Source organism: Thalassotalea sp. SU-HH00458 (genome assembly GCF_040362795.1).
Lineage (GTDB): Bacteria > Pseudomonadota > Gammaproteobacteria > Enterobacterales > Alteromonadaceae > Thalassotalea_H > Thalassotalea_H castellviae.
In genome coordinates this window covers 203,914-223,414 of the sequence record NZ_BAABWW010000003.1, presented here as the reverse complement: position 1 = coordinate 223,414, position 19,501 = coordinate 203,914, and the positions used below count along the sequence as shown (strand labels likewise).

Sequence of the window (19,501 nt, the reverse complement as noted above, 5' to 3'; positions counted from 1 at the left end):
TGCTATGACTCCATTCTGCAAGTACTCCTAACGCCGTTTTAAGCGGCAAATTATAGTTGGCTAAAATGTGTGAGATACGAACAACAGCCAACTGTAATTTGTCCGACTTGAAAACCCTTGTTAGCTTTACCAACTCTTGAATGGGATTTTTGATGTTCTAACATTAACACCATTGAAACCAGCTGAATTAAGCAGCATAGACACTGAATTAGAGCAATTATGTGAACTTGCGTTAGGGCCAATAATAACTTCACCAATAGCATCTTTAGAGAAACTTAAAATGGATAATGTAATATATGGAATCAAATGACTAATTCCTGCTCGAAAATTGATTGAACAAGTAGGGTTTTCAGCGGTGATTCTCCATTCAGATTCTTCATGAAAACCAACGTCTTTAAATAAAGGAGCTAACTTAGTTATTGAATTACATAAATTATTTAAAGCGGCATCTGCTTGATTTTTTCCATCACCTTTTGTGACATATTTCTGATAATTTAATTCATAATCTACTCTGCCTTTGCTATCAAAAGCATCGTAATCTTCTCTACTAACGGCAGGCTTAGGAAATTCAGCTTGGCATTGTTGTATCAACGCGCTCATCTTTTGAAACTGTTCATCCTCATTGTAGATACACTTATTCAAATTTAAGCCATTATCTTTACAAAATGCTTCTAAAACTTCACGTTTAAAGCCAATACAAACCCCTTTTCCTGGTGAGCAATAACCTCTCCACTGACTTAATAAATCAGGTTTTTCGCTGAACGATGAAACAAAAACATCATTATGTTTCATGTCATCTAAAGCTTTACGAATAGAAAATCCAAATGTCGACAAATAATCATCATCCATATAGATGTTATTAGATAGTGAAATTGGAGCATTTAGAGCATGAATATATTCAGTAGAGTCATTCAAGTATTTACAGTGACTAGCCCAAACACTATTGCCATTAATAATTCCAATTAGTCCATCAAGACTCGTATAGTGATAAAGCATCTGTAATCCTTGTAAAGCTAACAGCTTAATCATAGGGAAAATTCCCTCTATCATCGCAGAAAACTTTCCATTTTTATTATTGATATAAAAATACAATACGTGAACAGTTAATGTTTATCAATAACTTATAAAAGCACTTACTTAAGGTGTTTCGTTATGATGGTGTGATTAAAGGAAGAATAAAAGGAAGAATAAAAGGTAAATAAGCTTTCAGCCTTTAGCATGAAAGCTAACTTAGGTTTAATTTACTTGTGGTGGCGCTGTTCTTGGGTGCCATTCCCACCATTGTTGCTCACCTTCTTCTTTAGCGTCTTTAGGTTTTTTGGTTTGGTAAATATCCCATGTAATTAAAAAATCAGGGTTTTCGATTTTTATCTCTGCATTACTGGTAGTAAAGGTACCTTTGGGTGCATTAAACCAACAAGATAAATTAGCAGGTAAAATAAATTCTGGTAGCGCTTTTTTAACATCATTAGGTTGTGCTTTTTCTTCTACAAATAATGACAGAGTAATGCCCATTTCCTTATCAACAGATTTAACAGTGCCTGCTAATAAGGTTTGCTTGAGCGGTTTATTATCGACACTAAAGTAACTCAGTGCAATTAAGCACCGTTTGTTGATGGTGTCTTCAAGGTTTTTTAACATGATTATTCTCAGGGGATTTGAATAAGTGGTTGAGAGAAATACTAATGTTATTAGAAATTTCTCTCAACTTAGTTTCATTGAAATTTGTGGTATTTACTTATTACTGCTTGTTAATTGCGTAAGCTTTATATTAATGGGCTAACGGCGCAACACCTGTAGCAGGGTTGTCAGCTAAACCAATATCTCTAGCATGTTGCTCGAATCCTTTGTTTTTCCAGAAAAATGCACCCGGCATCGTCGTTGGAATAACAAGAATATAAAACAAAGCTCTACCAATAACGGCGGTTGCACAATTCACTAGCGCTAAAACACTCCATAATACTAATAATGAATTAATATCATTAAAGCCTAAAATATTAGCCGTTAAAAGCCCAACTGCTGCTAACGTGTTTAAAGCGAGTAGGGTATTTCTAAATACGTACGTTTTACCAAAAGTGGTGCATTGAATGTAATGTGCAGCGCCACCTTCGTTATCACTACTATTTAAGTCTTTGTTATGTTTAATTAAGCCGATACCTTCTAGTAATAACCCTAAGGTAAATACGCTGGTAAATACTAATAATGCTTGGTTCGTTAATTCAGCAGAACGGCCAGAAACGATAAGTGTTGCTAGTACAATAACGCCACTCACTAATGCACCTAACGATAAACTATTCCCTAAAAATGACGTTGCCGTTTGAATGTGATGCCAAAAAGGACGAGCTTTAATTTGGTAACACTTATTCATATAGTAAATACCGCCAGTACCAGCGAGTAAGGCAAATATACCAGCCGACACTTGTAGATTAATTAATGGCAGACCATTCGTTAATTCAACTAAGTTTACTGCGAATAAATCGACGCTTAACTCATTTACCCACTCGTTCATTGGTAAGCTAAATAATGCAGTTAAACCACAACCCACAGAGAACATGGCTAAGCCAAAACCTTCGCGTGCCATTGGTGAATATCTTAAGTTATTAAATCCGCGGTAAAAGCGCATAGGTTTACCTAAATGAGTAACACTCATTAATAACGCAAACGCTGTCATTAGTAACGAAATAATCGTTAGCGGTAAAAACATCTCTGATTTTACGAAAACAGTAAACGCTTCAACGCCAAATAATGCCGCTAAAAATGGAATTAAAAACGTACCAAATGCTGCTTGAGCAAATAAGGTAAATAGTACTAATGGATTTTCTCTACTGTTAAGTTTTCCTAAATTCCAATGTTTAGCTTTTCCTGCTTTTTGATCGATAACAGGCTTATAGTTACCTTCTTTATCTTTATGATATTTTACCGGCATAGAATCGGTACGGTTCATTTCATCCGGTAAAGTTTTTGTTTGTTGAAAACGGATATTTGGATGAGTAATTTCTGGATCAGGAAAACCCGGAATACTGGTTTTACATTGTTCTCGGTTTTCTGGGGTATTTTCGATTACGCCAAAATCTAATGCGTTACCAACACAAGCTGAAACACACGCTGGTTTTAACCCTACTTCTAAACGGTCAACACACATATTACATTTTGATACTTGTCCTTTTACCGGGTCAAGTTGTGGGGCATTGTATGGGCAAACCCATGTACAGTAACCACAACCAAAACAGGTTTCAGGATCTTGTAAAACTGCGCCATATTCTGCATGTTTGGTATACGCTTTTGTTGGGCAACCTTTTAAACAAACAGGGTCATCACAATGGTTACATGCCATAGATATGTTCATACGCTTGTAATCAGGGTAAGAACCCCCTTCAACATAACCTACTGAACGAAACGCTAAATGAGCGGGGTTTTCATTTTTCTCTGAACAGGCCGCTTCACAAGCGTGGCAACCAATACAGTTATCGGCAGTGAAGAAAAAACCATGTTGTTTATTACGATTTGGGTTTGTGCCTACTTCGGGGTTTTCATTAATAAACATTGAGCGTTCTTTCGGTAAGCCAGAAAGGTCTACACAATCAATTAATTGCCCGTATCTATTTTTTTCTTTTATTTCACTTTTGTCTTCATGCGTTGGAAGAAAAGCATAACCTTGTTCTTGCGTTCTCACTTCCCAATGATTAGAACGACCTTCTTGTTCAGGAGAGCTCACTGTCATGGTTGAAGGATCAAAGCTGCCAACACTTAAATCAGCGTCGCTTTGAGATTCTATTTTTTTATCTATTTCTTTAGTAATAGTTACATTATTCATCTTAATGCCTTATAAGCTCTGACTAAACGCTTATTGATTTAATTCTTTTTAAAATGCGCGACGTTCAACGTTTAATTGGCCAGCTTCTTTTTGATCGACTTTTTCAATTCTCACAGAAGCTTGTTTAAACGCCGGCTGTCTTGAATGAGGATCTAATAAACCCAGTGTTAGGCGGTTAACACAGTCGTGAAAATGAAACGGGATAAACACCATATTGCGCGGAACACGCTGAGTTAATTGCACCATAACCACGGCGTCACCACGGCGTGAAGTTAATCGCACGTAACTTTGATGCTCAATACCTAATTCAATTGCCGCATCAGGGTTCATTTCCATGTACGGAGTTGGGCTGAATTTATTACAGTTACCTATTTTTCCGGTACGCGTTCGTGTGTGAAAATGCTCAACAACACGGCCACTGTTTAGCCAGAAAGGGTAGTCTTTACAGGGCTGTTCATTGTTATTAAAAAACTTGATCGGTAATAAATTCGCTTTACCTGATTTTGTTTGAAATTTACCGTCAGTGTATAAGCGCGGATCACCTTTTAAACTGTTGGATTCAGCATCAGTCTCTTCGCTATAAGGCCATTGTATACCGCGTGCTTTGATGATTTTTTCATAGCTCATACCTGATATATCTAACGTTCTTTCATTACCGTAGGCATTTGTGCCTTTAGAAAGGTGTTTCATTTCATTAAACGCTTGTTCTGGTTCGTCAGGAAAATGAATAATATTGCCATTATCAAAACGTTTTGCCATTTGGTTAAATATCCAAAAGTCTGGCTTTGATTCAGCGAAAGGTTCAAGTGCGTTGTCAATTAAGTTGACGCGACGTTCTGTATTGGTGTGACAGCCTTGCTTTTCAGCCCAAACAGCAGCAGGAAAATAGACATGAGAATATTCATTCATTTCAACATCTTCATAGACATCTTGCACAACTAAGAAATCTAGCTTTTCTAGTGCTTTACGAATTCGACTTGTGTCTGGCATTGACGTCATTGGGTTTGTTGCGACTATCCATAAGCCTTTAATTTCGCCTGTTTCAATCGCAGGGAAAATATCAGTTTCAGCTAAGCCACGTTTTTTAGGGAAGAACTCAGGATCAATGCCCCAAAAGTCTGCAATTTCTTGTCGGTCATCGGCGTTTTCCAAATACCTATAACCGGGTAAACCAGAACATGACGACCATTCGCGTGTGCCCATCGCATTACACTGGCCGGTAATTGATAAACTTGTGCCACCTGGTTTACCTATGTTGCCGGTAATTAAGTTTAAGTTATTGATATTGGCAACACCGTCAGAGCCATGGGTTGATTGGTTAATCCCCATTGTCCAAATGCTCATTGCTGCAGGCGCTTTGGCGTATAACCTTGCTACAGTACGAATTTTATCTTCGTCAATGCCACAAATATGCTGTGCAGATTTAGGGTCATAATCTTGAACTAAGGCTTTAACTTCTTCGAAACCTTGAGTATGTGCGTCGATATAAGCTTGATCTTGCAATCCTTCATTAATGATCACATACATCATGGCATTAATTAAAACACAGTCTGTACCGGGGGTGATGGGTAAATGAATATCAGCAAATTGCGCTAACATTGTTACGCGAGGGTCAACAACAATAAGGGGAAATTTTCTTTTTTCTAATGCTTCTTTTAATCGCCAGTAAATAATAGGGTGTTGTTCAGGTAGGTTGGAACCAAACGCCATAAAACAATGAGTATGTTCAAAATCATCATAACAGCCAGGAGGACCGTCAGAGCCAAAGCTTCTTTTATAGCCGCTTACCGCTGACGCCATACATAGTGTGGTGTTACCGTCATAATTATTTGTACCAATACAGCCGCGGGCAAGTTTACCCAGCGTATAGAATTCTTCAGTTAGAAGCTGTCCGGTTGAGATAATAGCGAATGCGTCGCGTCCGTATTTGTTTTGTATCTTTTTTATTTGTTCTGCGGTGGTATCTAAAGCGTGGTCCCATGAGGTGTTCTCAAATTTATCATAATGTTTATTTCTGATTAATGGTGTTGTACCACGACCAGGACTTTCAAACAATTCATGTTCAAGTAAACCTTTAATGCATAATTTGCCGCGATTTACATCTGCGCCCGCATGACCTCTTGACGTAACAAGCTTTTTGTTTTCGTCTAATCCGATCTCTATTGAACAACCGGTAGAACAATAATTACAAGTGGTATATTTCCACTCTTTTACTTTTTTAGCAGGAATAGAAATAGGTTTTCTTTTCTTTCGCCCAAACAACATAGCGTATTCCAATTTATAAATTTAAAGTGCGTGTGTCTGTGATTTGCAATAATCGCACCGAAAATAAATTCTTTAAATATCAATGATTAATGTGTTTCTGAGCTAGGTGTGTTGAACTATAACAGGGCTTTTGCGCTATGATGGTGCGGGTAGATTATTAACCGATGTTAGCTTGTTCATTTTGAACAAAACGATGAATATTAATTGGTTAGCGAAATTATCAGTAAGACAAAAAGGATCACAGACATGCCTTGCCAGAATTTTATCGGATCTCGTTGTAGTATCGGCTGTTTTTTATATTCTTCAATGGCAGATAAATTTGGTTTAGTAAGGTCTTTTTGAAACTCTGAAAACGCCTGATAACGTAAACTGGGATCTGGCTCAGTGCATTGTTTTAAACAAAGGTCTAACCAAAAAGGGATATCGTGACGAAACTGTTTGATACTGCGATATTGCCAATCTTGAAAACCTGTTTGCGTGACTTCTGCTCTGTTCATTGGTTTAAATGGTAATTCGCCGGTTAACATTTCATAGCAAATAACCCCTAATGAAAATAAGTCACTCATATTGCTAGACTGCATGGATAGCAAGGTTTCTGGCGCTATATAATTTAACGTGCCTTGTGGTACGTCATCTTTAATCGAGTTAATGTCTTCGTCTAACGAAGCGATAGAAACTGTACCGTAATCTATCAGCTTAATTTGTCCGTATTTATCGATCATAATATTGTCGGGTTTAATATCACGGTGAACAAGTTCAAGTCGTTGGAATGCACGCAATGCTGAAATAACTTGCGTTATGATATCTCTAACCTGTGCGATACTAGGAGAAGGGTTATCGTGCATCCATTCAGATAACGTTTGACCATCGATATATTCACAAATATGGTATAAAAATCGACTGTCATGACAATCTGAGGTGACCTTCATTATGTTAGGGTGATTAATTCGTTCGCCTACCCAGGATTCTCGCATGAATCCTTGTAGGTAAAGGCTGTCGTCACTAAAATTTAAAGACGGTACTTTAAGCACCGAAGTTTGTTTATCGAGAATATTTTCAACCAAATATAAATGTGAACGCGTGCTGGAATGTATCGCCTTTCCAATAATGTAATTATCAATTTTCATTCCAGGTTCCATCACAGGAGGAATGGCTCTTTCTCTAATATCCCTTTCTATTTCACTTAACTGACGATTAGGTGTTTGCGCTACATGTACTAATAAACAACTGACGTTATCATCACTGCCATTATTTATTGCAGTGTCTGTGATGGCTCTACTTGCCGCTTCTAACTCCTGATTCGTCGGTTTTTCAGTTAGTGTAGTTAACATTTGAGTGATTGTTTTTTTGTCGACAAAATCATGAACACCGTCACAACTGATAATGAAAATATCGTCGTTTTGCACATCAATTTTATGATAATCAACTCTTAGGCGACTATCTGCTCCTAGTGCCCGCGTTAAAATATTACTTTGGTTGCCTTGTTTTCTATTGTGATCTTGCGTGATTATTTCAAACTGGTTTGCTCTTAATCGACTAATTCGAGTATCACCAATATGAAAAATATAACCGGTTGTTGATTTGATAATAAGCGAGGAAAGGGTAGTAAACCATTGTTGGTTACGCATCGAGTTATCATGCAAGTCGATATTATCAGATTGTGAAAATAACCATTGATTTAAACTGGTGAGTACTTTTGACACCGATTTTTCGGTAGACCAAGTTTCAGGCGTTGCATAATAATCTTGAATAAGTTGAGTTACCGCAAGCTGGGCTGCTTTGGCGGCATGACTTGCGCTGCTTACTCCGTCAGCTAAAGTTGCAATTGCACCTTTAGCTGATAACACTGAATGAGTAGGATAAGAAACCGCAAAGGCATCTTGATTTTCATCTTTGATCCCTTTGCGTGAATCGCCCCCAAAACTTAACTGTAATGCAGTTATATTGGCTTTGTTAAGTGTTGAGGTGTTTTGCTGTGTTGTCATCTCGTTAAGTTACATTAATTAACTCTATTGAACCATCTTCTTTTACTTCTGTGATAGTGCCATTTGGCTCTTCCATAAAGAGTAGTGTGATAAAGCCAACTACAGCGGTGGCAGCTATGACTAAGAAGAATGTTTGATAACTTACCATAGACAATACCGTTAAATATACTACGGCTCCAACATTACCGTATGCCCCGGTCATGCCTGCTATTTGCCCTGTTAAACGACGTTTAATTAGAGGCACAGCCGCAAATACCGCACCTTCACCAGCTTGAACAAAAAACGAACACGCCATTACTGCAACAACGGCTAAGGCAAGAGGCCAACTGCTATCTATAGTCGACATAGTGAAATAACCTAATGCTAAACCTGCTGTTAAAATCAATAACGTTTTCTTACGGCCAAATTTGTCGCTGAGCCAACCGCCGCCTGGGCGAGACATTAAATTCATAAAAGCATACATGGATGCAAGTAAACCAGCGTAAACCATATCTAATTCAAACACTTCGGCGAAAAATAACGGTAACATTGAAATAACAGCAAGCTCTGAGCCGAATGTTGCGAAATACAACACGTTCAGGACTGCTACTTGTTTAAATTTATATTGATGAATCTTATCGACTGGTTTTTTAAATATATGACCATTGACTTTATAGGTTTGTTTTACTTCAAAAAGATATAAAGCCACTAGTGATACATATGCGATTAATGTGGTAGTTTCGGTTAGTAAACTCACACCACTTGGTGAAAGTTTCCAAGCAAGAAGGGTAAGCGCACCATACATAGGAAGTTTCATGATTAATAATAACCAAAAGTCTCCGACACTGGTTACTTCCATCGCACCTGTTTGTTTTGGTTTAAAATAGGTCGAGCCTTTAGGTGTATCCGTTACATTGTAATACCAAACAAAGCTAAAGACTAAACTCATCAAACCTGACAGGCCAATAGCGTATCGCCAGCCGTCTTCTCCGCCAAAAATTAATGCAATGGCAGGTAAAGACATAGCGCCCGCAGCTGAGCCAAAATTGCCCCAGCCACCATAAATACCTTCAGCAGTACCTAATTCATTAACAGGGAACCATTCGCTGACCATTCGAATACCGATGACAAAACCTGCCCCGATAAAACCTAGTAAAAATCTAGATATAGCGGCTTGTTCAAAGTTGTTTGCTGTAGCGAACATAAAACAAGGAATACTACAGAAAAAGAGAATAAACGAGTAAGTGAGTCTTGGGCCGTACTTATCCGTTAACATACCGATAATCACCCGCGCGGGGATTGTCAAAGCAACGTTTAAAATTAGTAATGTTTTAATTTCACTACTGCTTAATCCTAAGCTGTCTCCAATAACCGCTAATAACGGAGCATGGTTAAACCAAACGACAAACGTAATAAAAAATGCCATCCAGCTTAGGTGTAAAATTTTTATTTTTCCTGTGAATGACCAGAGTTTAAAACCTGCTTGTCCACTCATTATATTCTCCCAAATATTGATTCATCTTAATTAATATCAGTAAAGCAAAGTGAGTGCCACGGCAGTGAAATAAATTTAACCCTTTAAAAACAAGGGTTTATACATGATGCTTCGTTTAAGGTGCAATGTGATTTGCACTTCTAGAGAACTTTTGCACGTTTTAAGTGCATGTTAATAGGGTAAGTATTCGAATAAGTGTCTTTTATTTCATCTCATTGTATTTTTCCATAGGCAGTTAGCTATGATAGAGACTTTGATTGTTCAATTGAAATTGAGACGAAGTGGGTGGATTATCGAGATAACCAACGAGACCACTCAAACGGCTCAGTTTAGTTAACAGTAGAAGGTATTTTGTTGAATGCTAATGAATGTTAATCTTGATATTTTACTTAAGTCAGCAATGTAGCTGAGAAGGGGTCTGAAGCAGCAGGCTAAACGTCGCTTTAGCATTCGTATCTGTTTTCTTTTAAATGATAAATAAATGACGACATTCTGCTATTGCTTTATTAAAACTATTGGCGTTATTGGCATGATACTGTGGCGACATATAAAAACCTACTTGAAAACCAAATTGTTTTTTTATTGTTAGCTTAGTGTCGGGGTGTTCTAGCCTAAATTTATCTAAAATAAACTTTGAGATCACGATCACTTTTAGTTTCCTAGCCAATAATAATGTAAATAACTTGCTGTGTTCATCAGAGAGATATATATATTTATAATTTAAAGCGGATAATTTGCTATGTTGTGCTGAGCCGCGCATGGCACCAACGTCTAATTCTCGGTCGGCCATATCAACGGATTCGTCTATGGCTACCCAAGAGTAAACCCCATCATTGACATATTCACTGCGGTGAGCTTTTTTATCACGCTCTTGATTAAAAATTAAGGGGAAACTTGCATCCAATTTATTATTTTCGACCATTTTCATCAGTCTTAAAAGGGGGTAGCCTTGCCAATCTATAGCTGTTTGCAAACTGTCTTCCATGCATTTAAACAGCGGCTTATGCTCAAAAACGTTAGCGGAGATATTTCCCTTTGAGTAACTACTATGGTCAATATTTGGTACGCCGACACGGATACTTTGTGTTTGACAGGCGAAACTAACAAAAACCAGTAAAGGTATTAAAACTTTATGCATTTTCAATCCTTATCACAATTAAATTGAAAAATATAAATGTTACTTTGGGTTAACCATTTCAAATGAAGCAATTATAACAATGATAACTTGTGAGGAAGAAAATAACACGAATACTACGAAAAAACACTTCGATTAATACTCTTCAAGGGCTAATTTATATTTCTGTTTAATTTGCAAATGTTCTTCGCTGATATTATTGAGGGCAGTTTGGTATTGTTTAATAATGCTATCAGGTGTTTCAATATTAAAAGCAATATAATTGGCGAACTTGTTTACCTGCCATACATTTTCATATTTGGTATGATCAAAATTAAGTTGTTGCGCTAAATGTTGGAAGCCATGAATTGTTGCAACTAACATGTCTACGCGACCCGTTTCCATCATTTTATATGCAAGTTTGAGTTCAGTGACTTTTGCAATATTTTGATTTGGAAAGCCTAATTTTATCAGTGATATCTCAGAAATATCGCCTCTGACTGCAGCAACTTTGTATTCAAATAATTGAGTTAATTCTGTAAAGTTAAACTGATTTGATTTTTTCGTCATTATGACATGAGTGGAATTAAAAATAGGCCCTACCCATTTAAATAACTTTTCACGTGGTGGTGTTCTAGACATAGTGAATAAGGCGCTGTTTGGTTTATCTAAAGTATTACGATAACCTCTTGCCCAAGGCACTATGTTGATAAATTGTTCAGGTTGTTTAAGTTCTTGCCAAATGGCTTTTAGCGTATCAACCGTTATGCCTTTTAATTCGCCATTTTCAAAATAATTTGCTGGCGGGTAAACTTCAGTATAAAACGTGATTTCTGGTTGTGCAGCTTGTTCATTGGCATTTAGTTGCAAGCTAATTAAGCAGAAAAAAAACGAGATAATGACTTTATAAACATTGAACAAAAAGCCACGATTAAACGTTAATTTACAGTTGCTTAACTTATGCTCTAACTTATAAAGTACCAAAAATTTTATCTCCCGCATCACCTAAACCTGGTAAAATGTAGCCTTGTTCATTTAATTCTTTATCTATCATGCCTATAAATAAATCTACATCAGGGTGAGCTTCTTGTAAAATTTTTATGCCTTCGGGCGCAGCAACTAAAAATATTGCTTTAATGTGCTTACAACCAGATTGTTTTAATAAATTAAGAGTCGCTAAAGCCGTACCGCCCGTCGCTAACATAGGGTCGATGATTATGGCTTGTCGCTCGCTCACATCATTAACAATATTTTGATAATAACTGATAGGTTGTAAGGTCTCTTCATCTCGTTTAAGACCGACCACACTCACCTTAGCACAAGGTAAAATTGATAATGCACCATCAAGCATACCTAAACCAGCGCGAAGAATTGGTACTAAGGTCGGTTGTTTCTCCGCTAATAAAGGGGCAGAAATTACGCCTGACCAACAGGTTAAAGGTTTGTTTGCTAATGTTAATTGTGTCGTTGCTTCTATTGTCAGTAACACTGAAAGCTCTTTAGTGAGTTCTCTAAACGACTTAACTGATATTTTATCGTCACGAAGTAAACTTACTTTATGTTTTACTAAGGGGTGATTACTAGCATATACCGCCATGAGTTATCCTATAATGTGAAACTTATTTAACTGTAGAATACTTAACTATTTTTACCAAACTAGTGCTTTGAAGTGACTACGACATAAAGATTCGTATTTTTCATTTCCGCCTACTTCAATTTGTTGTCCGTTAGTCACAGGCTTTCCGTTGACATCTCGACGAATAACAAAATTAGCTTTTTTACCACAATGGCAGATAGTTTTCAGTTCAATAAGTTTATCCGCCCAAGCAAGTAGGGCAGCGCTGCCATTGAAAGTTTGCCCTAAAAAATCAGTTCTAATGCCGTAGGCTAAAACCGGAATTTTTAAATGGTCAACAATATCAGTTAACTGTTTTACTTGCTCAGTGGTTAAAAACTGTGCTTCATCGATTAAGACACAATCAATGTGATTTTGTTGTTTGAGTTGGGTCACTTCATTTAAAATATTGCTTTGTTGATCAAACAATTTTGCTTCGGCATTGATCCCCAATCGTGAGGATACTTTGCCTTGGGCAAAGCGGTCATCAATTAGCGCTGTATATAAAACAGTATTTAGACCGCGTTCACGATAATTATAAGAAGATTGTAATAAATGCGTAGATTTACCCGCATTCATCGTTGAATAGTAAAAATATAATTGGGCCATGGTTTATCTGTTAAATGAAGTTGTAAATAATGAAATAATCAATCGATTCTTAATAAATTGATTGGTCTTGGTTAACGTTATTTGCTGATGTTTCATCAGCACTAAGCGTTAATAATAAATTATTAAGTAAACCACTGGCACCGAAACGAAAATGAGTAGGGCTAAGCCATGAAGAACCTAAAATATCCATACCTAAGGTGAGATATTGCGCGGCGTCTTCAACATTTTTTACTCCACCAGCGGCTTTAAAACCGATATTGGGGTTTAGCTGTTGAATAACTGTTAACATGGTTTTTGCCGCAGGAAGTGTCGCATTTATTGCCACCTTACCGGTTGAGGTTTTTATAAAATCAGCACCCGCTTTAATAGCTATTTCGCTCGCTTTGGTGATCAGTTCTTCGGTTTTTAATTCACCCGATTCAATAATAACCTTCAGTAAAATATGACTACCACAAGCACGTTTACAAGCATGTACTAAATCAAACCCTATTTGCTCATTACCTTGTATTAAGGCCTGATAAGGAAAGACGACATCAATTTCATCAGCGCCTAAGGCGATTGCTTCAGCGGTTTCTTTTACCGCTTGAATGATGTCGGTACTGCCATGTGGAAAATTGGTCACTGTAGCAATTTTAATGTCATTACTACCTTGTGATGCAAGTTGTTTTTTCGCAATAGGAATAAAGCGAGGATATATACAAATTGCAGCCGTATCACCCGCTGTCGACTTCGCTTGTTTACATAAGTTTATGATATCTTGCTCAGTTTCTTGGTCCGTTAAGCTGGTTAAATCCATTAACGATAAGGCAAGTTTGGCAATCTCTTTTTGTGAAGACATATTCAATTCTCTTATAAACTGATAAATACACCAGCGATAGCGGCACTCATTAAATTGGCAAGTGTTGCAGCAAGCATGGCCTTCATGCCTAACTTGGCAATGTCAGGACGTCGATTAGGTGCCATTGAACCAATACCGCCTAGTAATATGGCAATTGACGATAAGTTAGCAAAACCACATAACGCGAACGTGATGATAGCTTGAGTAACAGGACTAAGTGTGTCTTTTATTTCAACAAAATTGACATAGGCAAAGAACTCATTGACGACAATTTTTTGTCCGATAAAACTACCCGCTTGTAGCATTTCATCCCAAGGTACACCAATTAAAAAAGCAAATGGTGCAAATAAGTAACCTAAAATCCATTCTATAGTGATACCTTCAAATCCCATTGCCCCAGTGACTCCAGTAACTAAGGAGTTTAGTAAAGCGATGATAGCGATAAAGGCTAATAGCATAGCGCCAACATTTACGGCAAGTTTTAATCCTGAAGCTGCGCCTGATGCAGCAGCGTCAATGACATTCACGGGTTTATCTTCATCTTCAGGAATGTCGATATTGGTTGTGTTAATTTTGTCATGTTCAGTTTCTGGTAGGATTATTTTTGCCATCAATAATCCACCAGGAGCCGCCATAAATGAGGCAGCAATGAGATATTTAAGTTCTACGCCTAAGCCAGCGTAACCCGCTAATATTGAACCTGCTACAGATGCTAATCCACCTACCATCACGGCAAACAGCTCAGATTGTGTCATTTTTGCAATATAAGGGCGTACCACTAATGGCGCTTCGGTTTGGCCAACAAAAATATTCGCCGTAGCAGATAATGATTCTGGCTGACTGGTTTTAAGGAGTTTTTGTAATCCACCACCTATGATCCGGATCACCCATTGCATAATATTCAGGTGATATAACACGGCAATAAGTGAAGAAAAGAATATAATCACAGGAAGAACACGAACCGCAAAGACAAATCCAACGCCATTTTCAAACATCGCATCTGTGCCTAAGCCGCCAAAGAGAAAGTTTATTCCAGCTTTAGCGCTATCAATAACACCTTGCACCCCATTGGTGAATGAGCCAAGCAGATCCTTGCCAAAAGGTACATAAAGTACAAATGCGCCTAATATTAGTTGTAAAAGAAAGGCTAAGCCAACGGTTCTAAAGTTGATAGCTTTACGATCTTTGGAAAAAAAATACGCGACGAGTAATAAAGCTATGATGCCAATTACGCCATGCAGTGCCGCTAAATTCATAAAAACCTCTTTGTATATTTTATTATTGTGGTTAGTGGAATAAGGTTATTTTTGGTACTGATTAATTAATTGACGAATTTTCGCCTTTAATACTTCTATTGCCATTCTATTTTTACCGCCTTTGGTGATCACTAAATCAGCCCAAGATTTTTCTGGTTCAATATGTTGATAATACATTGGTCGAACCGTTTTAATATATTGATTAGTGATTGATTCGATACTGCGGCCACGCTCAACAGTGTCACGTTGAATTCTTCTGATCAAACAAATATCTAAAGGCGTATCCATATACACTTTAATATCAAAGCAGTCGCGTAACGTATGATTAGAAAAAAGCAATATCCCTTCGACTAATATAATAGACGTTGGGTTCAAAGGTGTTGTTTGATCTGTCCTTGTATGCGTTTGATAGCAATAAATAGGTGTTTCAATCGATTGATTATTCAATAGTTGGGTTAAGTGTTCAGAGAGTAATTCATGTTCGAAAGCATCGGGGTGATCATAGTTAGTTTGCTCTCTTTCAGCCATAGGTAAATGATCTTGTGCGCGGTAATAAGCATCTTCCTTGATGATTGAGATACTATTTTCGCCGAATTCACCTAATAGTTCATCATAAATCGTTTGGGCAAAGAGGGTTTTTCCTGAAGCTGAAGCGCCGGTGATAGCAATAATTGTTGGTTTAATCGTTTGCAATGCTAGTTGCCTTAAAAGAACTAAAATTAAATAAAAGTAATGAAATAAAATACATTTTTGTTGGCTAAGTATAATTTAATTACCAATCTATACTCAATATTAACGTAGCAAATGACTCGATACGCTATAACTATTTATTGATTAGTGCTAAATTAGCATAACTTGACTAGTTGGTCATGAAGTAAATTAAATAAAATCAATTTTTGGAGTGAAATGTGGCTAGAGCAATAATTTTAGTAATGGACAGTTTTGGCATAGGACATGCGCCCGATGCTGACAAATTTGGCGATGTTCCTGCAAATACTTTCGCTCATCTTGCACAATATTACTTTGAACAAACTCAGCAAAAAATTTCACTGCCAAACCTTGCTTCTATGGGGTTGGTAGATGCGTGTTTAGCGGCGGGTAAAGAAACTTTTCCTATCGAAAATTACGGTTTAACCCAAGGAGCGTATGGTTATGCTGCTGAAATTAGTAGCGGTAAAGATACACCAAGTGGTCATTGGGAAATGGCAGGCGTGCCTGTATTATTTGATTGGGGCTACTTTCCTAAAACGGTGCCTAGTTTTCCAAAAGAGTTGATTGAGTCGATCAATAATGCGACGGGTTTTACTGGAATTTTAGGTGATTGTCATGCTTCAGGCACGGATATTATTGCTAAGTTAGGCAATGAACATATCAAAACGGGTTTACCTATATGTTACACCTCTGCAGATAGTGTTTTTCAGGTAGCAGCTCATGAAGAACATTTTGGTTTAGATAACCTATATAGCTATTGTGAAACCGTCCGTGAATTACTGGATGGCTATAATATTGGTCGCGTCATCGCTAGACCGTTTGTTGGCGAAAATTCTGATGATTTTCTCCGAACGGGAAATCGACGAGATTATTCTGTTTTACCACCTGCGCCGACCGTTTTAGACAAATTTTGTCAGGCCGGCGGACATGTGATCAGTGTGGGTAAAATAGCCGATATTTTTGCTCACCAAGGGATCAGTGAAAAAACAAAAGCAACCGGTATTGATGCTTTAGTTGATGCTACCATTTCACATTTAACTAGTGCACAAGATAACAGTTTAATCTTTACTAATTTAGTGAACTTTGATCAAGATTTTGGTCATCGACGAGATGCAGTTGGCTACGCAAAAGCACTTGAAGCGTTTGATAAACGACTTCCTGAAATTTACGCGGCGATGAATAATGACGATGTATTATTTTTAACCGCAGATCACGGCTGTGACCCTACGTGGCACGGTAATGATCACACACGTGAGTACGTACCAATGTTGGCTTATCATCATGATATTGCGTCGGTTGATCTCGGTGAACGTTCAACTTTTGCCGATTTAGGGCAAACCATCGCTGAAATGTTTAATCTTGAAAAGCTTGAATATGGTCAAAGTTTTTATAAAAACTTATTTAAAAAACACAATTAATTCAAAACACTCGCTATAATGTCTTAGATTATAAGAAATTCTTTTTAACTATATAACACTAATGAGTCCTTGGGAGAGAACTACATGAAACTGTTCGGACGAACTACGCTTGCCACTAGTGTGCAAGCTGCAATACTTTCTACCACGTTAGGCTATTCAGCCACTTCAATAGCCGAAGAAGCTCAAGAAGAAGTAGTAGGAATTGAAGTTATTCAAGTTACTGCGCGTAAAAGAACTGAAAATGTTCAAGATGTTCCAATTGCTGTGTCGGCTTTATCGACTAAGAAAATGGAAATCTTAGGTTCATCAGGTATGGATGTTCGTGCGTTATCAGGCAAAGTACCTAGTTTATTAATTGAGTCTTCATTTGGTCGTACTTTCCCACGTTTTTATATACGTGGTTTAGGTAATACAGATTTTGATTTATTAGCCTCTCAACCTGTTTCTTTAGTTTATGATGATGTGGTATTAGAAAACTCATTAACCAAAGGTATGCCAATGTTTGATCTTGAGCGCGTAGAAGTATTACGTGGTCCTCAAGGGACTTTATTTGGTCGAAATACTACCGCAGGTATTATTAAAGTTCAGTCGAAAAAGCCTACACAAGATTTTGATGCTTCTGTTTCTGCTAGTGTCGGAAGTTACGGTTCAACTGACTTTAGATTAGCGGTTGGCGGTGGTTTAACCGATGATTTATCTGCACGTGTATCATTATTACAGCAAGATCGTGATGATTGGATTGACAACGAAGCACCTGGCTTTGAAGCAAAAGATGAGTTAGGTGGTTACAGCGAAACAGCCGGACGTATTCAACTACTTTGGGAGCCAAGTGATAAGTTTAACGCACTTTTTAATTATCATTTCAGAGACGCTGAAGCCGATGCTCGTGTTTTTCGCGCCAATATTATTAAGCCGGGTACCAACGATTTAGTTTCTGACTTTGATCGCGAAGTGGTTTACCACGATGCCGCTAGTCGTAATAACCAAACAATCGAAATGTCAGGCGCAAGTTTAAAGTTATCTTATGATATGGGGAATCACACGTTAACGTCTGTTAGTGGCTATGAATCAGCGGAAATGTTCTCGGTAGGTGATATTGATGGTGGTTACGGAGCCTCATTCTTACCTTACATGGGACCAGGTTTTATCCCATTCCCTTCTGAAACGGGCGCGGCAATGCCTGATCATAAGCAAATAACACAAGAAATACGCGTTGCGAGCAATGAATTAGGTCAATTAGATTATCAATTTGGGTTTTTCTATTTTGATGAAGACTTAACGATCAATAACCTAAGCTTTGACACATTGGCCAACGGTGCTCAGAACGGTATCGCAGTACAGAATATGCAAACAACTGCATGGGCGGTATTTGGTTCATGGGATTACGAACTTTCTGATAAATTAAGTTTAAATGGTGGTTTACGTTATTCAAATGACGAACGAGATTGGGATGGTACGTTAGTTCAGTCGCCTTTTGGCGCGCCAAGCTTTAGCGAAAAATCATCAGTTGATGATTCACAAGTCAGCGGTGATTTAAGCTTAAGTTATAAATGGACAGATGAGACCAATGTTTATGCTCGTATTGCCCGAGGTTATCGTGCGCCAAGTATTCAAGGTCGTAACTTATTGTTTTCAGGAAATGCAACGACTGCAGATTCAGAAACGGTACTTTCAGGTGAAACGGGTTTTAAAACCGTTAGCGCAGATAATATGGCACGTTTAGATGGTGCAATTTTTTATTATCAAGTCAGTGATCAACAATTAACGGCTGTTGGTGGTGAAGGTAACTTAGCGCGTTTATTAAATGCGGATAAAGCGGTTGGTTATGGTTTTGAGCTAGACGGCGAGTGGTTTATCAATGCTGATTTAGTATTATCCGGCAGTGTAAGTTATAACAATACTGAGCTTCAAGATGGTTCAATTGGTGTTGCTCCTTGTGGTGGTGGTTGTACGGTCACTGATACGATTCGTGGAGATGGCCAAGCAATAATTGACGGAAATCCATTACCGCAATCGCCTGAATGGATCAGTAATATAGCGCTTCGTTGGTCGAAGGAAGTACAAAATGGTGAGCTTTATGTTTATTCAGATTGGTCATATCGAAGCAAAGTAAACTTCTTTTTATATGAATCTACAGAATTTACCGGTGATGCATTATTAGAAGGCGGTATTCGTGTTGGCTATCAATGGTCAGGTGAGTCGGCTGATTACGAAGTAGCAGCTTTTGGTCGAAATATTACCGATGAAGAGCAGTTAACAGGTGCTATCGATTTCAACAACTTAACTGGCTATGTTAATGAGCCAGTATTTTGGGGACTTGAATTCAAAGCTGATTTTTACTAATTAGTTTGTATAGATGTACTTAATTAATGCAGTACAAAATAAAAAGGTTGGCTTAGTCG

The 19,501-nt window shown here is 37.7% G+C and carries 15 protein-coding genes; 2 read left to right on the top strand and 13 right to left on the bottom strand.

Annotated features, from left to right (window positions below):
* Positions 1 to 126 precede the first annotated feature (126 nt).
* From ABXH06_RS06250 to udk, 13 genes are all read right to left on the bottom strand, one after another.
* On the bottom strand, positions 127 to 1,029 hold the full coding sequence (locus tag ABXH06_RS06250) for a DUF2971 domain-containing protein (protein WP_353517639.1): 903 nt from the start codon (positions 1,027 to 1,029) through the stop codon (positions 127 to 129).
* Positions 1,030 to 1,236: 207 nt separating this feature from the next.
* On the bottom strand, positions 1,237 to 1,641 hold the full coding sequence (locus ABXH06_RS06245; protein WP_353517638.1) for a hypothetical protein: 405 nt from the start codon (positions 1,639 to 1,641) through the stop codon (positions 1,237 to 1,239).
* Between the two features lie 130 nt (positions 1,642 to 1,771).
* Positions 1,772 to 3,721: a DmsC/YnfH family molybdoenzyme membrane anchor subunit gene (locus tag ABXH06_RS06240; protein ID WP_503012487.1), complete on the bottom strand. Its 1,950-nt coding sequence runs from the start codon at positions 3,719 to 3,721 to the stop codon at positions 1,772 to 1,774.
* A gap of 141 nt (positions 3,722 to 3,862) precedes the next feature.
* A complete protein-coding gene (locus ABXH06_RS06235; protein WP_353517636.1) occupies positions 3,863 to 6,079 on the bottom strand; it encodes a molybdopterin oxidoreductase family protein in 2,217 nt (738 codons plus the stop codon).
* Positions 6,080 to 6,279: 200 nt separating this feature from the next.
* Positions 6,280 to 8,064, bottom strand: coding sequence for a bifunctional protein-serine/threonine kinase/phosphatase (locus tag ABXH06_RS06230; RefSeq protein ID WP_353517635.1), 1,785 nt, complete (start codon positions 8,062 to 8,064; stop codon positions 6,280 to 6,282).
* A gap of 4 nt (positions 8,065 to 8,068) precedes the next feature.
* Complete coding sequence (locus tag ABXH06_RS06225) at positions 8,069 to 9,538, bottom strand: NarK family nitrate/nitrite MFS transporter (RefSeq protein ID WP_311575938.1); 1,470 nt, start codon at positions 9,536 to 9,538, stop codon at positions 8,069 to 8,071.
* Between the two features lie 466 nt (positions 9,539 to 10,004).
* Complete coding sequence (locus ABXH06_RS06220; RefSeq protein WP_311575933.1) at positions 10,005 to 10,676, bottom strand: transporter substrate-binding domain-containing protein; 672 nt, start codon at positions 10,674 to 10,676, stop codon at positions 10,005 to 10,007.
* A gap of 132 nt (positions 10,677 to 10,808) precedes the next feature.
* Positions 10,809 to 11,636, bottom strand: coding sequence for a substrate-binding periplasmic protein (locus tag ABXH06_RS06215; RefSeq protein WP_311575930.1), 828 nt, complete (start codon positions 11,634 to 11,636; stop codon positions 10,809 to 10,811).
* A complete protein-coding gene (gene upp / locus ABXH06_RS06210; RefSeq protein ID WP_311575926.1) occupies positions 11,623 to 12,249 on the bottom strand; it encodes a uracil phosphoribosyltransferase in 627 nt (208 codons plus the stop codon). Before upp ends, ABXH06_RS06215 begins: the two co-directional genes overlap by 14 nt.
* A gap of 51 nt (positions 12,250 to 12,300) precedes the next feature.
* Complete coding sequence (locus ABXH06_RS06205) at positions 12,301 to 12,876, bottom strand: thymidine kinase (RefSeq protein ID WP_353517634.1); 576 nt, start codon at positions 12,874 to 12,876, stop codon at positions 12,301 to 12,303.
* Between the two features lie 49 nt (positions 12,877 to 12,925).
* Positions 12,926 to 13,714, bottom strand: coding sequence for a deoxyribose-phosphate aldolase (gene deoC / locus ABXH06_RS06200; protein ID WP_353517633.1), 789 nt, complete (start codon positions 13,712 to 13,714; stop codon positions 12,926 to 12,928).
* 11 nt (positions 13,715 to 13,725) lie between these two features.
* Positions 13,726 to 14,970 (bottom strand): NupC/NupG family nucleoside CNT transporter, encoded by a 1,245-nt coding sequence (locus ABXH06_RS06195; protein WP_353517632.1) that lies wholly within the window; start codon positions 14,968 to 14,970, stop codon positions 13,726 to 13,728.
* Between the two features lie 45 nt (positions 14,971 to 15,015).
* On the bottom strand, positions 15,016 to 15,654 hold the full coding sequence (gene udk, locus ABXH06_RS06190; protein ID WP_311577397.1) for a uridine kinase: 639 nt from the start codon (positions 15,652 to 15,654) through the stop codon (positions 15,016 to 15,018).
* Between the two features lie 224 nt (positions 15,655 to 15,878).
* Here udk and ABXH06_RS06185 point away from each other — a divergent pair, with 224 nt between their 5' ends.
* Positions 15,879 to 17,099 carry a phosphopentomutase gene (locus tag ABXH06_RS06185; RefSeq protein ID WP_353517631.1) on the top strand — a complete coding sequence of 407 codons (1,221 nt, stop codon included), beginning with the start codon at positions 15,879 to 15,881 and terminating at the stop codon, positions 17,097 to 17,099.
* An 84-nt stretch (positions 17,100 to 17,183) separates the two neighbouring features.
* The gene (locus tag ABXH06_RS06180) at positions 17,184 to 19,442 is read left to right on the top strand and encodes a TonB-dependent receptor (protein WP_353517630.1); all 2,259 of its coding nucleotides are present in this window, start codon (positions 17,184 to 17,186) and stop codon (positions 19,440 to 19,442) included.
* The last annotated feature ends 59 nt before the right edge of the window (positions 19,443 to 19,501 follow it).

Bases quoted from the DNA above. Each gene is read 5' to 3' on its own strand.
- ABXH06_RS06230 (WP_353517635.1), bottom strand. From the start codon at position 8,064: ATGACAACACAGCAAAACACCTCAACACTTAACAAAGCCAATATAACT.
- ABXH06_RS06250 (WP_353517639.1), bottom strand. From the start codon at position 1,029: ATGATTAAGCTGTTAGCTTTACAAGGATTACAGATGCTTTATCACTAT.
- upp (WP_311575926.1), bottom strand. From the start codon at position 12,249: ATGGCGGTATATGCTAGTAATCACCCCTTAGTAAAACATAAAGTAAGT.
- ABXH06_RS06220 (WP_311575933.1), bottom strand. From the start codon at position 10,676: ATGCATAAAGTTTTAATACCTTTACTGGTTTTTGTTAGTTTCGCCTGT.
- ABXH06_RS06245 (WP_353517638.1), bottom strand. From the start codon at position 1,641: ATGTTAAAAAACCTTGAAGACACCATCAACAAACGGTGCTTAATTGCA.
- deoC (WP_353517633.1), bottom strand. From the start codon at position 13,714: ATGTCTTCACAAAAAGAGATTGCCAAACTTGCCTTATCGTTAATGGAT.
- ABXH06_RS06235 (WP_353517636.1), bottom strand. From the start codon at position 6,079: ATGTTGTTTGGGCGAAAGAAAAGAAAACCTATTTCTATTCCTGCTAAA.
- ABXH06_RS06240 (WP_503012487.1), bottom strand. From the start codon at position 3,721: ATGACAGTGAGCTCTCCTGAACAAGAAGGTCGTTCTAATCATTGGGAA.
- ABXH06_RS06205 (WP_353517634.1), bottom strand. From the start codon at position 12,876: ATGGCCCAATTATATTTTTACTATTCAACGATGAATGCGGGTAAATCT.
- ABXH06_RS06180 (WP_353517630.1), top strand. From the start codon at position 17,184: ATGAAACTGTTCGGACGAACTACGCTTGCCACTAGTGTGCAAGCTGCA.
- ABXH06_RS06225 (WP_311575938.1), bottom strand. From the start codon at position 9,538: ATGAGTGGACAAGCAGGTTTTAAACTCTGGTCATTCACAGGAAAAATA.
- ABXH06_RS06195 (WP_353517632.1), bottom strand. From the start codon at position 14,970: ATGAATTTAGCGGCACTGCATGGCGTAATTGGCATCATAGCTTTATTA.